Consider the following 16,997-nt stretch of genomic DNA (forward strand, 5'->3'; position numbering starts at 1 on the left):
GGGAGTTTTCTAATGCCTAGAGTAAAACGCGGCGTCACAGCACGTGCTCGCCATAAAAAAGTTCTTGATCAAGCTAAAGGGTATTACGGTCGCCGTAAGAATGTATACCGTGTAGCTGTCCAAGCTGTTACAAAAGCAGGTCAATATGCTTATCGTGACCGTCGTCAGAAAAAACGTAATTTCCGTACTTTATGGATTGCGCGTATCAATGCTGCTGCACGTGAGTGTGGAATGTCTTACAGCAGAATGATCGATGGTCTGAAAAAAGCCTCTATCGAAATCGATCGTAAAGTGCTGGCCGATATCGCTGTACATGACGAAGCTGCATTTGCTGCACTTGCAGAAAAAGCGAAAGCTGCACTGGCAAACTAAATCGTTGGTTTATTGATTAAACCTACGTGTTTGCATGTAAGTAGAAAAGGGCCGCCAAAACGGCCCTTTTTTGTTTCTGAATATTGTTCCTCAGACGGGGGTAATAATGGCTGAACTGGATACACAGTTACAAGCTTTAAACGACATTGTTGAGTCTGCTAAAACGGCAATTGCACAAGCGAATGATAATCGGGCTTTAGATAACGTTCGCGTTGAATTTTTAGGTAAAAAAGGCAAAATCACGGCTTACCTTAAAGATTTAGCCAATGTGGGCGTTGAAGAAAGACCCATTATCGGTAAATCGGTAAACATAGCTAAACAAGATGTCTCTGCACTGATCGATGCGAGAAATAAAACCTTGTCTGAAATGGCGATGCAAGCCGCTTTAGCCGCAGAAACAGTCGACGTTACCTTACCTGGTCGTAATAGTGAGATTGGTGGTTTACACCCGGTAACACGCACATTACAACGTATTGAACGTTACTTTAAGAATATTGGCTTTGATGTGGCTGAAGGCCCTGAAATTGAAGATGGCCATCACAACTTTACTGCCCTCAATATTCCTGAGCATCATCCCGCGCGTGCGATGCACGATACATTTTATTTTGATGCCGATAAATTATTAAGAACACACACATCACCGGTTCAAATCCGGGTGATGGAAGAAGAACAGCCGCCATTACGTTTGATTGCACCAGGCAGAGTTTATCGCTGTGACTCAGACTTAACGCATACGCCGATGTTTCATCAGATTGAAGGGCTGATGGTGGATGAAAATATCAGCTTTACTGATCTGAAAGGCATCTTGTCAGACTTCTTGCAGGCTTTCTTTGAGAAACCTTTAAAAGTGCGTTTTCGCCCCTCTTATTTTCCGTTTACTGAGCCTTCAGCTGAAGCGGATATCGAGTGCGTTATCTGCGGCGGGGAAGGATGTCGAGTTTGTAGCCATACCGGCTGGATTGAAATATTAGGCTGCGGTATGGTTCATCCGAACGTATTCAAACACGTCAATATTGATAGTGAAAAGTATTTAGGCTTTGCGTTTGGCTTAGGCGTTGAACGGATGGCGATGTTGAGATACGGCGTTAATGACTTGCGTATGTTCTTTGAAAACGATTTACGTTTCCTGAAACAATTCAGTTAAGCGACGAGATAAGACAATGAAGTTTAGTGAAAAATGGTTACGAGAGTGGGTCAATCCTGCACTTGATACAGATGCTTTAGTAGAGAAACTCACTGGTGCTGGTCTCGAAGTTGATGCTGTAGAGGCTGTAGCAGGCGAATTTTCAGGCGTTGTTGTGGGACAAGTTACCTCTGTCACCACTCATCCTGATGCTGATAAGTTGCGTCTGACGAAAGTGAATGTCGGTGCTGATGAGTTATTGGATATTGTTTGTGGTGCAAGCAATGTTCGTGAAGGGCTAAAAATTCCAGTTGCAGTTATTGGATCTGTATTGCCCGGTAATTTCAAAATTAAACAAGCTAAATTACGTGGTGTGCCATCGTTTGGCATGTTGTGTTCATCAAAAGAATTAGGTCTCACAGAATCAGCGGAAGGTTTGATGGAGCTTGCTGATGATGCACCGGTTGGTGAGGATTTCCGTGTTTATCTGGACTTAGATGATAAGGCCATAGATATTGATCTCACACCCAACCGCAGCGATTGCCTGAGCGTCGCTGGTGTGGCGCGCGAAGTAGGCGTACTGACTTCAGAAGATATTAATGCGGTAGCGTGTGATGATGTTAATGCGACTACTTCTAAGACATTTGAAGTCAAGGTTGAAGCAAGCGCTGCCTGCCCCCGATATTTGGGTCGTGTCATCGAAAATATTAATCCTGCAGCAGAAACACCTGTATGGATGCAAGAGAAACTGCGCCGAAGTGGCTTGAGAAGTTTAGGGCCTGTTGTTGATGTCATAAACTACGTGATGCTTGAATTAGGCCAGCCTATGCATGCCTTTGATCTGGGTAAGATCGATCAAGCCATTCATGTCCGTTTATCAGAACAAGGTGAAAAACTGACTTTGTTGGATGGACAAGAAATAGAAACACAGGCGGGGACTTTATTAATTTCTGACTCACAGAAACCGCTCGCTCTAGCAGGTGTAATGGGTGGAAAAGAATCTGCTGTCAGTTCACAAACAACGTCTTTATTTTTGGAAGCTGCTTTTTTTGCACCTGAAGCGATTGCCGGTAAAGCGCGTAGCTATGGTTTGCATACTGATTCATCACATCGCTTTGAGCGCGGTGTTGACCCTGAATTAGCTAAGTCAGCAATAAACCGGGCTACGGCTTTATTACTTGAGATTGTCGGTGGTGAGGTAGGTCCTGTTATTGAACAATGCAGTGAAAAAGAGTTACCGGAGATAGCAAGCATTCATCTGCGAGCGGACAGAATTAAACGTGTGCTTGGACTTGAATTAGATAAAAAAACAGTATCTGAACAGCTAACACGCTTAGGTCTCGTTGTAGAAAATGTTGATGATGGCTGGCAAGTCTCGGTGCCTTCATTCCGCTTTGATCTTGCTATTGAGGTTGATTTAATAGAAGAGTTAGGGCGTTTGTATGGTTATGATAAATTGCCAAATACACGACCTCAGGGAACGGTATTAACAACCAACATTACTGAAACGCTGACGCCAGTTGAGCGTTTACAAAATGTATTAGTGGATCGTGGTTATTATGAGGCCGTTACCTACAGCTTTGTAGAACCCAAAATTCAACAACTACTCGCTGAAGACACATCAGCACCTATTAAATTAGCCAATCCGATTTCCGCTGATTTGTCGGTGATGAGAACATCACTTTGGCCAGGCTTAGTGCAAGCCATGGTTTATAATGCCAACCGTCAGCATGAACGGATTCGTTTGTTTGAAGTAGGGCGTGTATTTAAAGGAACGCTAGACAATATTGATCAGCATCGTCAAATTGGTGGTTTGATCTATGGTAGCCAATATGCGGAACAATGGTCTCAAAAGCCGCGGAATGTCGATTTCTTTGATATCAAAGCGGATGTTGAGGCTTTACTCAAATTGGGTGGCGGCCAAATAACATATGAAGCAGAATCCCATCAGGCATTACATCCTGGACAGTCTGCTCGTGTGTACAAAAATGGCAAAGCCATTGGCTGGCTGGGGGCTTTACATCCAAAATTGAATAAACCACTCGATATTGATGGTAAGGTCTATGTGTTTGAATTAAGCTTGTCTGACGTCGTTGAAACAGATGTACCAGAATTCGAAACACTATCAAAATTCCCTGCTTTGCGTCGTGATTTGGCATTACTGGTTGATGATGCAATTACGGCGGGTCAAATCGAAGATTGCCTGAGGGAGATCGATTCTGATATTCTTAAGTCATTTCAATTATTTGACGTATATAGTGGAGATGGAGTCGAGCTTGGTAAAAAGAGCTTGGCAGTAGCCTTTATACTCCAGCATAAAGAACGAACTTTAACAGACGATGAAGTCGACTCATTGCTCAATAGTGTGACAGAAGCCCTGGCGCAAACACTGAATGCAACGATAAGATCTTAAAATCGTTTAATAAACAATAAGAATTAATTTGAGGTAGACATGGCACTGACTAAGGCCGATATGACAGAACAGTTGTACGATGAATTAGGTTTCAACAAACGTGAAGCAAAAGAATTAGTTGAAATGTTTTTTGAAGAAATTCGTTCGGCACTAGAAAAAGGTGAACAAGTAAAGTTATCTGGCTTCGGTAATTTCGAGTTAAGAGATAAAAGCGAAAGACCTGGCCGTAACCCAAAAACTGGTGAAGAAATCCCAATAACAGCCCGTCGTGTGGTCACGTTCAGACCCGGACAAAAACTGAAGGCAAGGGTGGACAATTATGCTGGAAGCAAGTAACAACAACGAACTCCCTGTAATACCTGCAAAACGTTATTTCACCATTGGTGAAGTGAGTGAACTATGCGGTGTAAAACCGCACGTTCTAAGATACTGGGAACAAGAGTTTTCACAGCTAAAGCCAGTAAAACGACGCGGTAATCGTCGTTATTATCAACGGCATGATGTGGTGTTGATTCGTGAGATTCGTGGTTTGTTATACGAGCAAGGATTCACCATTGGTGGTGCTAGGCAGCAACTTGGAACGGACACAAAAACTATAGTTGCTGAACACCAAACGGACCAAAAACAGCTTGTAAAAGAATTACTGAAAGAGCTGGAAGATTTAAGAACTTTTTTAAATTAAATCTATTTAATCGCTATGAAAAAAGCCCATGCAAGATCGCTTGTATGGGCTTTTTTCGTAGTTAAATGACTTTATTCAATCTGCTTAATTCTCAATATTGGAATCGATAATGTCGAATAGACTAGAGTTATCATGTCGCTAAAACGCTGTTACTGGATTATTTCTATAACGATTATATTTTGTTTCTCAGTTAATTCTCAGGCGACGGAAAGATATCCCTTTGTGGTTGTTGATCAACAAGGCTTACCATTAAGTGATACCGTTATTGAGCCTTTAAATGATGTATCAAAAAAACCTCATAAGTCGCTTCCACTTACCAGTATCGATCAAGTCAATAAGCAGTTTACGCCACAACAAATTATTATCCAAAAGGGACAATCTGTTGAATTTCCAAATAGTGATAACATCAGACATCATGTGTATTCATTCTCAAAAGCAAAAGTCTTTGAACTAAAACTTTATGCTAATAAGCCAGAAGCACCTATCACATTTAATGAGGCTGGCGTAGTTGTACTGGGATGTAATATCCACGATAGTATGATTGGCTATATCTATGTCGCTGATTCTAATCAAACTGTTGTTACGGATGATAATGGTAGCGCCGAGATAATCGTAGACAAACCGATTAAAGCTGTTCGTGTGTGGCATGCGCAACAAGCTGATGGTGCCGAGTCACAACAGATACTTAATCTGGATACTTTGTCACACAATACAAGGGGGCAGTTAATGATTAAAGTGACGACTGTCGACCCGCTACCTAGAAATAGCTTTGAGGATGTTTTTGGTGTGGTTTCACCGGATTAAATTACGAAACAAGATTTTTTTGTTATGTACCTTTTTGGTATTTTTTACTGCGGTCGTTATCCAGGTCAGTACATGGTTGAGTAGTCATAAATTTAATCAGCAACAGCTAACAGAGCGAGTTTTGAGTGCAAAACAGGTACTTATCGAATATTTATCTGCACAAGAAAAGTTATTAGTTATTGCTGCTAACGTTCTGACATCTGACTTCGGTTTCATCCGTGCAGTTGCAACTTCCGATGCTGAAACAATCAAAAGCGTATTGCAAAATCACGGTAAACGAATTGATGCTGATTTGATGCTGCTAACAGATTTATCTGGCAGTTTTATCAGTTCCAGCCGGGCGATTTTATCTGACTCTGATTTAAATGAAGCTTTAATCAAAAGTTTGATCAACAGTCCTGGGAAAAGTTTTTTTGTAACGATTAATCAGCATTTTTATCAGTTGATATTATTGCCGGTTAAAGCACCTCATACAATTGCTTATAGCGTAGTCGGATTTGAAATTACGTCTGAGGATATGGATGCGTTAAAAAAGCTCACCGGCGTCGATGTGAGCTTTTATGATGAAGACAAGCAGCTACTGATTTCAACAATTGGTATTGAGAGCTTTAGACAGTTTCAAGACAATCTGAATAATCAGCTTACCTATCAATTTATGATTCCTCGGCCTGCTTATATTACTGAGGAGTTGCTCCTGCCATCCACGAGTGTAGCGCCTGTCGGTGTTTTACTAACCAGCAGCCTTGCTCCTCTTTATGCTCAATATGACGAAATTATCATTCATAACTTCTTATTGGCGCTATTGGTAGCAATTATTGCATCATTACTGAGTATTTTTCTGGCAAAAAGTCTCACTATCCCACTGACAAAATTGACAAAGCTAGCGGAAAAATTCGCTGCTGGAGATTATTCATCAACTATTGATCTAGAGAGAAGTGGTATAGAGGCAAGACAGCTACTGAGTACATTTGAAATGATGGGGCAGCGGATTAAACTCCGTGAGGATAAGATTCTTTACCAAGCTCAATACGATATTTTAACTGGCCTCTATAACATCTATACGGCGAAACAAAAATTACCTGAGTATTTAGCTTCAGGACGGCAAAAACTACTGGTTGCCTTTAGTATTCGTAACTTCAGACAGATTAATGATCGTTTAGGGCCTGACATTGCGGATGACTGCTTAAAGGCGCTGTCTGCACGCCTTAAACATACTGAGCTTATTGAAATACAAATGGCGGCGAGACTAGACGGTGTAGAGTTCTTTTCTCTACTGAATTTATCAGAAAAGCTAAGTCATATACATCAGGTCGATAATTTCCTCAGTTCTCTTGAGGGGGATTTTAACGTTGCTGAATTAATGATAAACCTGGAGCTCAATGCTGGTGTTGTTATTTATCCAGATAATGGTACTGACACAACATCATTACTGAGAAGAACCAGCATCGCTCTCGATAATGCAAGAAAAAGTAAACAGCGTATACATTTTTATAAGGATGGTGAAGATGAAGCTCATCTAGAGCGTTTGGCAATTACTGATGCTCTGAAAAATCTTTTTAAAAAACCTGATACTGAAGAATTATTTATGGTTTACCAACCTAAGATTAATTTACAAGATCAGAGTACTAAGGCAGAAGCACTGATTCGCTGGAAACATCCTGATAAGGGATTTATTTCACCAGAGTTATTTGTGAATCTGGCCGAGCAAGCTGGGCTTATTATCGAGTTAACGGATTGGGTGATTGATTCTGTTTTCTCTCAGATGGCATTTTGGCAAAACAAAGGACTTATAGTCCCTGTATCGATTAATGTCTCTGCGCAAGACTTGATGCATAAAGACTTTGAAAAACATCTCTGCGAGTTGGTTGAGCGTCATCAAATTAACCAGGCACTCGTTACTCTAGAAATTACTGAACGAGATATCATGCACCATGAACATATTGTTGTTGCCGCATTAAAAAGGTTGAAAAGTCATGGTTTTCATATTGCTATTGATGACTATGGTATCGGCCAGTCATCATTATCGAAACTCAAAGATCTCCCTGTAGATGAAATTAAACTGGATAAAAGCTTTATTATGCAGTTAGCTTCTTCTGAAAAAGATAAATTAATTGTTCGTTCTACTATTCAATTAGCTCATCAGCTTGGTTTTTATGTTGTTGCTGAAGGCGTAGAAAATGAAGCTGGTCTTCAGATTTTGAGTGACTTTGGTTGTGACGAAATTCAAGGTTATTTCATCAGTAAACCGCTTTCTGCGAGTACGTTTTATTCATGGCAAGAAGAGTATGTGGAAAAAAATATTTCTTAAATTAATGCTTTTCATGCCCGTTGTCTGTTGTGCAGCAGATGGAAAATTAATTGCAACTCCTGGTGTTTCTCAGATAGAGGGAAGCGGAGGCGGAGGGCTGGTTCCTTGGGCACAATTAGCAGGTTACGCGAGCCAGGATGAAGTCGCTTTCAATGTTTTTTGCAGTCGTGGTGAGGTTGATGACTACAGATTAGATGTCTGTGGTGCTCAAACAAATTTATACGATCGTTTGGAATTATCAATTGCAGAGCAAACGTTTCATGTTGATGCTCTGGATCGCAATATTCGTCAACGTATTTTCGGTGCCAAATTACGTTTGTATGGGGATATTGTCTATAGTGATTGGCCACAACTCAGTTTAGGTATCCAACATAAAACGTTACATGATCCCTTTGTTGGTGATTTACTCGGCGCAGAAGATGATAGTGGAACAGATTATTATCTGGCTGCGAGTAAATTACAGCTAGGCGCGATTGCTGGCCTGAATTGGCTGTGGAATGTCACAGGTCGTTATACGGAGGCAAACCAAACCGGTTTATTAGGATTTGGTGCAAAAGGGGAGGGTGCCGAACTCGTCTGGGAAGCTTCTACAGCCTTATTGCTAGGAAGGCATATTGCTTTGGGGGTTGAGTATCGCCAAAAGCCGGATAATTTATCACTGAAAGAAGACGACTGGAAAAGCCTGTTTCTCGCTTGGGTACCCAATAAATCACTGAATATCACTGCTGGTTGGATTGACTTGGGGGATATCGCCGGTGCAAAACATCAAGATGGTATCTACTTTTCCATTATGGGCAATTTCTGATGAGATGCAGGAATATTTGCATTATTTTACTTATCTTCGGCTTTTTGACCGCTTGCGGTCATTTTTCGCCTGCTCCCTCATTGTACGAAAAACTCGGCGGTGAAAAGGGGATCGTTTCTATTGTTAACAACCTCACGAAAAATATTGGACATGATGAACAGCTATTTCATTACTTTGCCCAGTCTAATGTCAGCCGATTCAAAAAAAGCTTAATACTATATCTTTGTGCAACTAGTGATGGACCGTGTCAGTACAATGGTGACTCAATGCAACAAATTCATGACGGGATGGATATCAATGAGCGTGATTTTAATCATTTGGTAGATTTACTGATTGATGCTATGAATGAAACAGGTATTTCCCATCCCATACAAAATCAATTGCTTGCGAGATTAGTCCCGTTGAGAAAGCAGATCATTTACCGATAGTGAGTCACAGTAGTTGTTTTGTTTCAGCCATATGCGAGTTGAATAGGGTCTGTTAGTTACTGTTTTAATGAGGCACTAAAAGAATTGTTCCTGGACATCTGTAGAAAGCTTCTCGCCAGATAGATGAGCCCGCTGTAGAAGCTGCCAGTAATAGCGATAAGAGGCCTTATCATACAATTTATCGTTTAAGCTTATTGGTGCCCAACTACGTTGTTGTGCTGTCAACAAGATTTCACTGGCAAGCTGGATCTTTTCTGACTCAGGTGTCATCGCTTTTATAATGGCTTTTATTTGTTGGGGATGTACACTCCACATTCTCAAAAAGCCAAACTGATTACGCGCTCTATAAGCATCTTCAAATGTTTGTTGATAATCCTTAATCGCCAGTGTCACATTATGTGATGGTATACAGCCAGAAGATATGGCGGCACAGGCTATTTCTGTTTTCGCTCTGACAATCAGAGCATGTTCAAACTGAGTAGGACTATGCATAGCATTATCCGTTATAGCGCCTTGATATGCGCTGATATAGTCCATAATCCCGAAATCTAGAACTTGCACAGGCTTCATGGCTGCAATTTTGTAGACGTCGTTTAATGCACCGTGTGTTTCAATTAATACATGGATAGGGATGGGGTGGGTAATGTTGTATCTCTGTGAAGCTTGCTGAATATATTCAAGCATAACCTCAACTTGATCAGCATTTTGCGCCTTGGGCAGTGTAATATAGCGAATATTATCTCTTGCGCCAGATAATAAAATATCGATTTCCTGTCGCCAGACAGAATGATCGTAGCCATGGATACGAATTCCTGACATATGATGAATGTTGTGTTCGCTATTGAGAAGTTCAACAATCATATTCGCATGTTGTATTTCTCCACCCGAGGCTGCGCCGTCTTCACAATCACAGGTTATGTCGAATACCGGGCCATATTCAGATTGAATTGAAAAGGCTTTGAGTAAAGTATGGCGGCTACCAGCGAAGTGTTCACATGCAGGTATTAAAGGTAGTGGCGAGATGTCATCAACAAGTGCATCATTCGGATGAATTAAGATAGTCATTACATAGATATCCCTAACTCAGCTCTTTTCATCACGTCATCGATCATCGTGTGTCTGATTGTCAAAAGCATAATATATCGATTAAGTCTGGTTTTTAGTTTAAAAAGATGCGATTATTCACGGTTTTGGTTGCCGTATTTTAGTAATAAATTCGATTGGAATAGTCTTTTTTCCAACGAATTAACTATATATGGTTTGGGCTGAATTGAGTAAACACTGATTTGTCTGGACGCAAAATTTTTGTTGATCAATTCCTGTATTTCGGCACATGATTAACACATGACAGAAACAGAACTACAACATTCTGAACAGATACGGAAAGTCTTCTTTGTCTCAGACCGTACTGGACTTACTGCCGAATCTTATGGAAAGTGTTTGCTTGCCCAATTTCCTGACTTGGAATTTGAAACCATCACGCTGGCTTTTGTGGATACACCAGAAAAAGCCTTGCAAGCACGAGAAAAAATTAATGAAACGAGCTTAGAGTCTAATCTTAAGCCGGTGGTTTTTAGCACATTAGTGCACGATGATGAACAATACATTATTGAAAGCGCTAATGCCTGTGTTATCAGCTTGTTTCACAGCTATATTGGCTCCCTAGAAAGTTTTTTTGGTGTGGAGTCGTCACACAAGCAAGGCGTGTCGCGAATTGCCTTCAGTGATACCACATACCAGCGCCGATTAGATGCGATTGATTTTGCACTTTCGCATGATGATGGCGTCAGACCGGATCACTATAACGATGCTGACGTTATTCTGGCGGGTGTGTCACGTTGTGGCAAAACGCCCACCAGTCTTTATTTGGCGATGAACTTTTCTCTTAAAGTGGCAAATTATCCACTTACACCGGAAGACTTATCATCAGATGAATTGCCTCAATGTTTATTGGATAATATTGATAAACTTGTTGGTTTAACGATTAAACCGGTGCCGTTAAGTCGAATCAGACGCCAGCGACGTCCTGGCAGTGAATATGCCTCACTGGAAATTTGTCAGGCTGAATTGACACAAGCACAAGCTATGTTTGATAAAGCGGGCATTGCCGTTTTTGAAACAACCGATACATCGATCGAAGAAATCTCTAGCCGTGTAGTTCGTGCGCTTGGCCTAGGTAGAGAACGTGTTAGAGAGTCGGTCTTAATGTTTAATAAATCTATAAAAGCAAGGTAGTTATAACTATGTCAGAATATGTTATCTCTCTGGATAAGCTATGCATGGAGGATGTCGGCAGAGTAGGTGGCAAAAACGCCTCATTAGGTGAAATGCTGCAAAATCTCGCCCCTCTAGGAGTCGATGTCCCAGGTGGTTTTGCCACGACTGCGGATGCTTACCGGGAATTTCTTCTGCACGATGGACTCCAGAGTAAAATCAATGATCGTTTGCGTGAGCTGGATGTCGATGACGTCACTGCTTTGCAAAAAACAGGTCAGGAAATTCGTGACTGGATCATGACGATTCCTTATCCAGAAGCGATGGAAAAAGCCATTGATGAAGCTTTTGCTGCATTGGAAAAAGAATACGGTCCTGAAGCTAGTTTTGCTGTGCGTTCATCAGCAACGGCAGAAGATTTACCTGATGCTTCATTTGCTGGACAACAAGAAACATTCCTTAATGTTTCCGGCTTAGACAATATCAAAAAAGCTATTCGTGAAGTATTTGCATCGTTATTTAATGACCGTGCTATTGCTTATCGCGATCACCAAGGGTTTGATCACAGTGAAGTGGCTTTATCAGCCGGTATTCAAAAAATGGTACGTTCTGATATCGCCAGTGCGGGTGTGGCCTTTTCTCTGGACACTGAAAGTGGCTTCCGTGACGTTGTGTTTGTTACAGGTAGTTATGGCCTGGGTGAGATGGTGGTTCAAGGTGCTGTTAACCCTGACGAATTCTATGTACACAAAAATACATTAGAAGCTGGCCGCCCATCTGTGTTACGACGCACTGTGGGTCAAAAAGCAATTAAGATGGTTTATTCTGGTGATGCTTCATCACCGGTTAAAACCGTGGATGTTGATGAAGATGAACGTCTACATTTCTGCCTGACCGACGAAGAAGTTGAGTCTTTAGCAAAAATGGTAGTGACTATCGAGAAACATTACCAACGTCCAATGGATGTGGAGTGGGCTAAAGATGGTAATGATGGTCGTATCTACATCGTTCAGGCCCGCCCTGAAACGGTTCAAAGCCGAACTAAGAAAAATGTCCGTGAAACTTTTGTCCTGAAACAAAAAGGCGAGTTGATTTCTGTCGGACGTGCTATCGGCAGCAAAATTGGTCAGGGTAAAGTGCGTTTATTAAACAGCCTGGACCAAATGAATAAATTCCAGGAAGGCGACGTTTTATTAACGGACATGACCGATCCTGACTGGGAACCTATCATGAAACGTGCTTCGGCCATTATCACTAACCGTGGTGGTCGTACTTGTCACGCCGCGATTATTGCACGTGAATTAGGTATTCCTGCTGTTGTTGGTTGTGGTGATGCCACTGAAAAAGTGGAAGAAGGCACAGAAGTGACTGTCTCATGCGCCCAAGGTGATGAAGGTAATATCTATGCTGGTTTACTTGAGTTCGAACACCGTGTGGAAGAACTCGACAATATGCCTGAGCTACCTGTCAAAATCATGATGAACGTAGGTAATCCTGATCGCGCATTCAGCTTTGCTCAGTTACCTAATAAAGGTGTTGGTCTGGCGCGTTTGGAATTCATCATCAACAATATGATTGGTATCCATCCAAAAGCATTGATGAATGCGGATAAGATGGAAGGTGAAGTCAAACAAGCCATCAAAGAGCGTACAACCGCTTACGGTGACCCGGTAGAATTTTACATCAGCCGTATTGCTGAAGGTGTATCCACGATCGCCGCTGCGTTCTATCCTGAAACTGTGATTGTTCGTATGTCTGACTTCAAATCGAATGAATACGCTAATCTGATTGGCGGTACCTTGTTTGAGCCTGAAGAAGAAAATCCAATGATTGGCTTCCGTGGAGCATCACGTTATTCATCAGAAGATTTTGCTGAATGCTTCAAACTTGAAATTGAAGCGATGAAGCGTGTTCGTGATGTAATGGGATTAACAAATGTTGAGTTAATGATCCCGTTTGTTCGCACACTGGCTGAAGCGGAGTCTGTGGTTAATTTGCTCAAAGAAAACGGTTTGGAGCGCGGTAAAAATGGTCTGCGTTTGATCATGATGTGTGAACTACCTTCAAATGCTGTTATGGCAGATGAATTCCTCGAATTCTTTGATGGTTTCTCTATCGGTTCAAATGATATGACTCAGTTAACACTGGGCTTAGACCGTGATTCAGCGCTAGTGGCCGGCTCATTTGATGAGCGTAACCCTGCGGTACTGAAAATGCTGGATATGGCGATTACAGCCTGTAAGAAAGCAGATAAATATGTCGGTATATGTGGTCAAGGTCCATCAGATCATGAAGACTTGGCTGAATGGTTATTAGAGCGTGGAATCAGCAGTATTTCATTAAACCCTGATACCGTAGTCAGTACATGGCAGGCTTTAGCAGAAAAGCATGCTTAAAAAGTAAAAAAAGCGACTGTCCGACCTGTTTTTTCAGGTCGGGCTTTGCTAATATAGCGACCTCGTTAATCAGGCTTACTTCAAGCATCAATAGATTAACAACAATATCGTCGGGGCATGGCGCAGCCTGGTAGCGCACTTGCATGGGGTGCAAGGGGTCGAAGGTTCAAATCCTTCTGTCCCGACCAATTTAAACAGTAAATAAAACGATTTATTACACTATAAAAAAGCCTGTAAACCCTTTATTTATGAGAGTTTACAGGCTTTTTTGTTTCTGGTTTTAGTTGCTGCAATAAGACAACCATTTTTCATTAAATGGCTGTTTTTGGACTTTTTACAGCCATTTTACAGCCACTATAAATTGGCCAGTGGGTTCAATTCGATAACATCGCGGAAATGAGATGGTGACAGGTGTGCATATCTCATTGTCATTTTTATATCTGTGTGGCCAAGGATATTCTGCAGCGTGATGATATTGCCTCTATTAATCATGAAGTGACTTGCAAAGCTGTGTCTTAATACATGTGACAGCTGGCCTTTAGGAAGGGTGATATCAGCTCGTTTCACTGCTTTCCTGAATGATGAGTAGCAATTAGTAAAAATACGCTCTGACGGCTCACTCAGGCGGCAGAAATCTAATAGATCATTATAGAAAGTTTCATCCAGTGGAAGACTGCGTGTTTTCTTCCCTTTTGTTTTTTCAAAAGTGATTAGATTTTTCCCATGCAACTGCTTTCTTGTTAAAAACATAGCCTCACCCCATCTAGCCCCGGTTCTTAAGCAAATATTGGCCACGTACCAGGTTGATGGGTTTTGACAGCCTGTTTTTATGGATTCCAGCAGGTCCTTGATCTGTTTTTCTGATAAATAGGTCAGCTGACGTTCCTGCAGTCGGAGCTTATCCAGTTCATTTATAGGATTTTCATAATTAATGACACGCAGCTTTCTTAATGTGTTGTAAACAGCAGATATAGCACTATGAATGTTATTGAACGTCTTCGCTGATATAGGCGGGCTATCTTCATAAAGCCGTTTATATCTGTATTTCACAATCATTTCTGGTGTCAGCATGTGGCCAACAGGGTTTCCCATTTCAACAGCAGCGGTTTTGAGTTGGTTTAATAGCTTCTCTTTCTGAGCCAGGTTAATACCGTGATATTTGTACCAGATGTTTATTAGCTCAAGTAACGTCCTTGGGTCACTGATTTTTATCGGGCTGAGTTGCAGTCCGACAATGTATTCACGCTCGAACTGTAAAGCTTCAGATTCAGTATTGAACAGCTTTCTAACTCTTTTCAGACCTTTCCTGTTGACCAGGCATAGCCATTTGCCGTTTTTTTGTTTAGTAACAGACATTTAAAAATTCCATGTGAGACTTGGCTTTAAAGTTATTTGTAAAATTTCCAGCCGGACGGGGTCATAGAGGGAAAAGCGTAATTTATGTAACTTATTAAAAAATATTTAAATATATTTAATTAATACAGAGAGTTGCAGTTAATTTTTAGGCTTTTTTGGGTGTAACTTTTTAGTAATTTTTTTGTAATCTTGTTACGCTTTTTAGTTACTATAAAATTACACTCAATTACACTTTTTCTGATAGGCTTTAATGCGTTGGTACGACTTGCTTTCATTGCTATTATGATTTTTGGCGGGTTACGCAAAATTACAGAAAAGTTACATTTTTAAAACTACGGTAACCTGCTGAATAAATTGAATAAAAAGTGTAAAAAATCCATTTGTTACGTAAATTACGCTTTTCCCTCTATGACTCCGTCCGGCTAGGGTTTGATGTCGCCATTTTCTATCAGCTTTAAAACGATTGGTTGGGCTAACTTATATAAATCCAGGTAGCTGTAATCCTTGCCTGGGACTGCCCCTGAATTAATCAATGAGGACTCAATCTCTCGCGCCGTTTCCATCCATCCATCCTGTAGCGTTTTGGTGTCTACTGTTTCGTATTGCTTGATTAAAGGTTTAGTCATGCTGTCCATCCAGATACCTCCTGTATGCGGATAAGTTGAATTTCAATTCCATTTCAAGCCATGCTTTTTCATCTTCATCAGCATAGGTAAGCCATTCACTGATAAATGTAATTATTCGGTTATCTCGGTCTGTTCTATTGATCTTTTTGCTGAGCGAATATTCCGGTGATGTAACTTCCCCGACTTTGGAAAACTCGACGAGCATCGTGCCAACACCTGAAAGTAACCAATCTATAGAAACCCCATAACTTGCGTGTAACGCCCGCAAAATTTTCATTCCTAATGGATTATTCTCATAAATGCTGTTCTGAATTGTTCTAACAGATACCCCTGTATCTCTTTGAATATCCTCTGGTTTTAAATTTCTTTCAGCCATAAAAAGCTGCAGGCGAAAAATTTCACCATCTTTTTTCTTTCCAACCCATGATTTGGGTGTTAACGTTTCGTCTGTCATACGCTGTATGCCTCTGTAAATGTAAAGTATATCAGGTGAAACTATGAAAACAGATAAACAAAACCCACCCCCTCTCAAGATATGTCAATTCCGTCACACTCATGAAGTTTTGGACTTAGTCATTGAAATCACTCAAGTTGAGAACATCGACTTTGCTACTTTGATGCGTCAGTTAATCAATGCCGGCCTCGAATCTTCACGTGGTGTAAAAATTATGGGTAACAGAGTTATTGACCGTGGCTCTGTTAAAAAACCAGAACAAGTATCTCGTGCCACCTAACACCTGAATATTGGTGTTTCAGCCCAAAATGAAAAAGTTACGTGCCATTGTTGTCGACCGTAAGTCACTCACGCGAGCCGAATCTATTACGTTTCGTTATCTATGTGAGGGGTATTCACGCGTTGAGATAGCCGACAAAAAGCGGTTTCGGTCACTAAGCACGATTAATCGCCAGGTTGAAAGCATAGCGTTGAAGTTAGATGCACACAGTCACGCTGAAATAGTGGGTACAGCTGTTGCGCTGGGAATGGTGCGTTATGAGTTTAGAGAAACACACGGGCTATTAACCAATGCCTTTGTGATCCTCTTAATGCTCAATATCACATCCGGCCATATCGATTTGCGTCGGTTTATGAGTTTGCCTAGTCCGCAACCGATACAAATCCCACGCGGACCGCGTTCACCACGGCCACTTCGCATCATTCGTTATAACGGCAGAACGCTACGCACCGGAAGGCAATACCCATGAAGAAAGAAATACCAGAGTGGGTGACTTATGTGCCGGTGAGGTGGGAACCAATGACACCCCGCATCAATATTTCAACGCTTACACCAAACGAAAAACAAACGCTTTGGCGAGGCATGAAACTGGTCAAGCCAGCTTTAGCCAATATGCTCAGCGAAGACGAAACACTCAAACTCATCCTGGATACATTCAACGGCACCATTCAAATGGAAGAGTCCGACTTTAATGAATGTATGGATGCCGCCAAACCCCAACACCCGAACGGATAGC

The 16,997-nt window shown here is 41.3% G+C and carries 18 protein-coding genes and 1 tRNA gene; 15 read left to right on the top strand and 4 right to left on the bottom strand.

Features of this window, described 5'->3' with window-relative positions; all coding sequences use genetic code 11:
• Positions 1–12 precede the first annotated feature (12 nt).
• The 9 genes from rplT (at position 13) to QQL60_RS02630 (ending at position 8,935) form a co-directional block, all read left to right on the top strand.
• Complete coding sequence (gene rplT / locus QQL60_RS02590; protein ID WP_091711655.1) at positions 13–372, top strand: 50S ribosomal protein L20; 360 nt, start codon at positions 13–15, stop codon at positions 370–372.
• Positions 373–478: 106 nt separating this feature from the next.
• Positions 479–1,516: a phenylalanine--tRNA ligase subunit alpha gene (gene pheS / locus QQL60_RS02595; protein WP_273182017.1), complete on the top strand. Its 1,038-nt coding sequence runs from the start codon at positions 479–481 to the stop codon at positions 1,514–1,516.
• A 16-nt stretch (positions 1,517–1,532) separates the two neighbouring features.
• Positions 1,533–3,908, top strand: coding sequence for a phenylalanine--tRNA ligase subunit beta (pheT, locus tag QQL60_RS02600; protein WP_284722309.1), 2,376 nt, complete (start codon positions 1,533–1,535; stop codon positions 3,906–3,908).
• Positions 3,909–3,947: 39 nt separating this feature from the next.
• On the top strand, positions 3,948–4,244 hold the full coding sequence (ihfA, locus tag QQL60_RS02605) for an integration host factor subunit alpha (RefSeq protein ID WP_007145585.1): 297 nt from the start codon (positions 3,948–3,950) through the stop codon (positions 4,242–4,244).
• A complete protein-coding gene (locus tag QQL60_RS02610; RefSeq protein ID WP_007145584.1) occupies positions 4,228–4,590 on the top strand; it encodes a MerR family transcriptional regulator in 363 nt (120 codons plus the stop codon). Before ihfA ends, QQL60_RS02610 begins: the two co-directional genes overlap by 17 nt.
• Before the next feature lie 132 nt (positions 4,591–4,722).
• Positions 4,723–5,394, top strand: a complete 672-nt coding sequence (locus QQL60_RS02615) for a methylamine utilization protein (protein WP_284722310.1) — start codon at positions 4,723–4,725, stop codon at positions 5,392–5,394.
• 121 nt (positions 5,395–5,515) lie between these two features.
• Positions 5,516–7,702: a bifunctional diguanylate cyclase/phosphodiesterase gene (locus QQL60_RS02620; RefSeq protein ID WP_284722311.1), complete on the top strand. Its 2,187-nt coding sequence runs from the start codon at positions 5,516–5,518 to the stop codon at positions 7,700–7,702.
• Positions 7,680–8,507, top strand: a complete 828-nt coding sequence (locus tag QQL60_RS02625; protein ID WP_284722312.1) for a DUF3034 family protein — start codon at positions 7,680–7,682, stop codon at positions 8,505–8,507. The genes QQL60_RS02620 and QQL60_RS02625 overlap by 23 nt, the downstream gene beginning before the upstream one ends.
• Positions 8,507–8,935: a group I truncated hemoglobin gene (locus QQL60_RS02630; RefSeq protein ID WP_284452117.1), complete on the top strand. Its 429-nt coding sequence runs from the start codon at positions 8,507–8,509 to the stop codon at positions 8,933–8,935. Before QQL60_RS02625 ends, QQL60_RS02630 begins: the two co-directional genes overlap by 1 nt.
• A gap of 75 nt (positions 8,936–9,010) precedes the next feature.
• Here QQL60_RS02630 and QQL60_RS02635 read toward each other — a convergent pair whose 3' ends face one another.
• Complete coding sequence (locus QQL60_RS02635) at positions 9,011–10,000, bottom strand: HpcH/HpaI aldolase/citrate lyase family protein (protein WP_284722313.1); 990 nt, start codon at positions 9,998–10,000, stop codon at positions 9,011–9,013.
• Positions 10,001–10,279: 279 nt separating this feature from the next.
• Between QQL60_RS02635 and QQL60_RS02640 the strand changes: the two genes are divergently transcribed.
• From QQL60_RS02640 to QQL60_RS02650, 3 genes are all read left to right on the top strand, one after another.
• Positions 10,280–11,170, top strand: coding sequence for a pyruvate, water dikinase regulatory protein (locus QQL60_RS02640; protein WP_284722314.1), 891 nt, complete (start codon positions 10,280–10,282; stop codon positions 11,168–11,170).
• Positions 11,171–11,178: 8 nt separating this feature from the next.
• Positions 11,179–13,545, top strand: coding sequence for a phosphoenolpyruvate synthase (gene ppsA / locus QQL60_RS02645; protein ID WP_007145577.1), 2,367 nt, complete (start codon positions 11,179–11,181; stop codon positions 13,543–13,545).
• 111 nt (positions 13,546–13,656) lie between these two features.
• Positions 13,657–13,733: transfer RNA gene (locus QQL60_RS02650), tRNA-Pro, on the top strand.
• Positions 13,734–13,899: 166 nt separating this feature from the next.
• Here the strand turns inward: QQL60_RS02650 and QQL60_RS02655 are convergent.
• The 3 genes from QQL60_RS02655 to QQL60_RS02665 all read right to left on the bottom strand — a co-directional run bounded on the left by QQL60_RS02655 (position 13,900) and on the right by QQL60_RS02665 (position 15,981).
• Positions 13,900–14,901 (bottom strand): phage integrase, encoded by a 1,002-nt coding sequence (locus QQL60_RS02655; RefSeq protein ID WP_284722315.1) that lies wholly within the window; start codon positions 14,899–14,901, stop codon positions 13,900–13,902.
• A 422-nt stretch (positions 14,902–15,323) separates the two neighbouring features.
• Positions 15,324–15,527 (bottom strand): hypothetical protein, encoded by a 204-nt coding sequence (locus QQL60_RS02660; RefSeq protein WP_284722316.1) that lies wholly within the window; start codon positions 15,525–15,527, stop codon positions 15,324–15,326.
• Complete coding sequence (locus tag QQL60_RS02665) at positions 15,520–15,981, bottom strand: helix-turn-helix domain-containing protein (protein ID WP_284722317.1); 462 nt, start codon at positions 15,979–15,981, stop codon at positions 15,520–15,522. The genes QQL60_RS02660 and QQL60_RS02665 overlap by 8 nt, the downstream gene beginning before the upstream one ends.
• A gap of 43 nt (positions 15,982–16,024) precedes the next feature.
• On the opposite strand from QQL60_RS02665, the gene QQL60_RS02670 reads away from it, so the two are divergent.
• From QQL60_RS02670 to QQL60_RS02680, 3 genes are read left to right on the top strand one after another with little or no spacing between them, the layout of a single operon-like run.
• Positions 16,025–16,261 (top strand): hypothetical protein, encoded by a 237-nt coding sequence (locus tag QQL60_RS02670; protein ID WP_284722318.1) that lies wholly within the window; start codon positions 16,025–16,027, stop codon positions 16,259–16,261.
• A 28-nt stretch (positions 16,262–16,289) separates the two neighbouring features.
• Positions 16,290–16,730 (top strand): helix-turn-helix domain-containing protein, encoded by a 441-nt coding sequence (locus QQL60_RS02675; protein WP_284722319.1) that lies wholly within the window; start codon positions 16,290–16,292, stop codon positions 16,728–16,730.
• A complete protein-coding gene (locus QQL60_RS02680) occupies positions 16,727–16,996 on the top strand; it encodes a hypothetical protein (RefSeq protein ID WP_284722320.1) in 270 nt (89 codons plus the stop codon). The genes QQL60_RS02675 and QQL60_RS02680 overlap by 4 nt, the downstream gene beginning before the upstream one ends.
• Position 16,997 lies beyond the last annotated feature (1 nt).

Origin of the sequence: Methylophaga thalassica, assembly GCF_030159795.1 — a bacterium.
Classification (GTDB): domain Bacteria; phylum Pseudomonadota; class Gammaproteobacteria; order Nitrosococcales; family Methylophagaceae; genus Methylophaga; species Methylophaga thalassica.

What these genes read in the sequence shown, in the direction of transcription:
- rplT (WP_091711655.1), top strand. Translation starts at nt 13, where the DNA reads ATGCCTAGAGTAAAACGCGGCGTCACAGCACGTGCTCGCCATAAAAAA.
- pheS (WP_273182017.1), top strand. Translation starts at nt 479, where the DNA reads ATGGCTGAACTGGATACACAGTTACAAGCTTTAAACGACATTGTTGAG.
- pheT (WP_284722309.1), top strand. Translation starts at nt 1,533, where the DNA reads ATGAAGTTTAGTGAAAAATGGTTACGAGAGTGGGTCAATCCTGCACTT.
- ihfA (WP_007145585.1), top strand. Translation starts at nt 3,948, where the DNA reads ATGGCACTGACTAAGGCCGATATGACAGAACAGTTGTACGATGAATTA.
- QQL60_RS02610 (WP_007145584.1), top strand. Translation starts at nt 4,228, where the DNA reads ATGCTGGAAGCAAGTAACAACAACGAACTCCCTGTAATACCTGCAAAA.
- QQL60_RS02615 (WP_284722310.1), top strand. Translation starts at nt 4,723, where the DNA reads ATGTCGCTAAAACGCTGTTACTGGATTATTTCTATAACGATTATATTT.
- QQL60_RS02625 (WP_284722312.1), top strand. Translation starts at nt 7,680, where the DNA reads ATGTGGAAAAAAATATTTCTTAAATTAATGCTTTTCATGCCCGTTGTC.
- QQL60_RS02630 (WP_284452117.1), top strand. Translation starts at nt 8,507, where the DNA reads ATGAGATGCAGGAATATTTGCATTATTTTACTTATCTTCGGCTTTTTG.
- QQL60_RS02635 (WP_284722313.1), bottom strand. Translation starts at nt 10,000, where the DNA reads ATGACTATCTTAATTCATCCGAATGATGCACTTGTTGATGACATCTCG.
- QQL60_RS02640 (WP_284722314.1), top strand. Translation starts at nt 10,280, where the DNA reads ATGACAGAAACAGAACTACAACATTCTGAACAGATACGGAAAGTCTTC.
- ppsA (WP_007145577.1), top strand. Translation starts at nt 11,179, where the DNA reads ATGTCAGAATATGTTATCTCTCTGGATAAGCTATGCATGGAGGATGTC.
- QQL60_RS02655 (WP_284722315.1), bottom strand. Translation starts at nt 14,901, where the DNA reads ATGTCTGTTACTAAACAAAAAAACGGCAAATGGCTATGCCTGGTCAAC.
- QQL60_RS02660 (WP_284722316.1), bottom strand. Translation starts at nt 15,527, where the DNA reads ATGACTAAACCTTTAATCAAGCAATACGAAACAGTAGACACCAAAACG.
- QQL60_RS02665 (WP_284722317.1), bottom strand. Translation starts at nt 15,981, where the DNA reads ATGACAGACGAAACGTTAACACCCAAATCATGGGTTGGAAAGAAAAAA.
- QQL60_RS02670 (WP_284722318.1), top strand. Translation starts at nt 16,025, where the DNA reads ATGAAAACAGATAAACAAAACCCACCCCCTCTCAAGATATGTCAATTC.
- QQL60_RS02675 (WP_284722319.1), top strand. Translation starts at nt 16,290, where the DNA reads ATGAAAAAGTTACGTGCCATTGTTGTCGACCGTAAGTCACTCACGCGA.
- QQL60_RS02680 (WP_284722320.1), top strand. Translation starts at nt 16,727, where the DNA reads ATGAAGAAAGAAATACCAGAGTGGGTGACTTATGTGCCGGTGAGGTGG.